Genomic DNA, 588 nt, shown 5'->3' with positions numbered 1-588 from the left:
CCGGGAACACCCGCCGGGCCGGTGTCGTTACATCCCCCGCACCGCCGAGCACCATGTTGGCTGGGCCTGGGAACACCCGCCGGGTCGGCGTCGTTACATCCCCCGCACGGCCGAGCACCACCGGCCACCCTCGGTCCTCCGGCGGGAATGATCCGCTGGCACGGGCCGTTGCACCCCCTTCCGGGACACCCCCGAGCAGGCCCGGCTGGGTCGCCGGGCCTGGTCCCCCCAAAGACTTTCTTCCCGCACAGCGCATCCCCGTGTGCCGTGTGCGTTTTCCCCCGATGTAGCAGAGGAGCACGCCATTATGCGTACCGATCTGATTCGTAAGACTGCTTTGACCGCTGCTGGTCTCGCGTTCACCGGTGGGGCTATCGCCGGTCCGGTTACGACCGCGTTCGCCGCTGAGAGCACCGCCAAGCCGACCAGCCAGGGCCAGTCCGAGCGTAAGGGTCACGGTGAGCGTCAGCTGGGTGTGCGTTACGAGGCGCAGCCGAACTTCTACTACTGCGGCCCGGCCGCTACCCGTAACGCCCTGAGTGTGCAGGGCAAGGACATCAGCGTGGACGCGATGGCCAAGGAGATGGG

1 protein-coding gene is annotated in these 588 nt (G+C 67.9%); it reads left to right on the top strand.

The window, feature by feature from the left end:
* Window positions 1-307: 307 nt before the first annotated feature.
* The coding region (locus tag ACLQ25_RS32790) for a C39 family peptidase (RefSeq protein ID WP_425734601.1) at window positions 308-588 on the top strand (281 nt) is incomplete at its 3' end.

Origin of the sequence: Micromonospora sp. DT44, assembly GCF_049841635.1 — a bacterium.
Lineage (GTDB): Bacteria > Actinomycetota > Actinomycetes > Mycobacteriales > Micromonosporaceae > Micromonospora.
This window is presented reverse-complemented; position numbering and strand designations above follow the sequence as displayed.